1 protein-coding gene is annotated in these 820 nt (G+C 37.8%); it reads left to right on the top strand.

All coding sequences use genetic code 11. The features are described 5' to 3' along the window. Positions 1-11: 11 nt before the first annotated feature. The coding region (locus CXF67_RS00090) for a PAS domain S-box protein (protein WP_257984526.1) at positions 12-820 on the top strand (809 nt) is incomplete at its 3' end.

Genomic DNA, 820 nt, shown 5'->3' on the forward strand with positions numbered 1-820 from the left:
AGTTAACTAAAATGAAAAATTTAAAAGACTTTATAGATAATTCGCCTGACTCAATTTCAATCCACGATGCGAAACTTAATCTGTTAGAAATTAATAAGGCGGGTTTACAGCTAATGAATATGAGCTATAAGCAGACCATCGGCAAGAATATAAAAACACTTATCCCAGACATTGAAAGAACTGGTCGCTTGGAGGCATACAAAGCCGTTATAGGTGGTGGCAGTCCGTTTATGAGTGAGGATGTAAGCCAATCAAAAAAGTTTGGAAAAAAACAATTTAGCGTTCGGGCTTTTATGACAGGAGAAGGTCTCGCAATAGTTACTCGTGACATTACAGAATTAAAAAAAGCAGAACAGCAACTCCTCAAAACGAACAAGCGATTGGAAGAACTGGCATATATAGCGGCTCACGATATGAAAGCACCGCTCACCAACCTTCAATCACTTGTTCAGTTCATTGACGAATCAGACGGCATAAAAAAAGAATGTCAGGGGCTATTCGACAAGATGGTTACCTCTATTGGAATCATGAGCAATACCATTTACACTTTGAATGATGTTATTGCAATACAGGAATCTCACCATCCCACTAATGAGCATCTCAAATTTAGAGAGGTTTTCACTAGCGTAACAGAAAGCCTAGTAACTCAAATTAAGGACGCTAAGGTGAAAATACGAGCAGATTTTTCTAAAGCACCAGATATTCACTATCCACAGCTTTATCTTCAAAGCATTTTACAAAATCTGATCAGCAATTCAATCAAATACAGACAAGCTAATAAAGCACCACTCATCGAAATAGAGACACTGGAGAAAGAGGA

The sequence above is a fragment of the Psychroflexus sp. MES1-P1E genome, assembly GCF_002836055.1.
Classification (GTDB): Bacteria; Bacteroidota; Bacteroidia; order Flavobacteriales; family Flavobacteriaceae; genus Psychroflexus.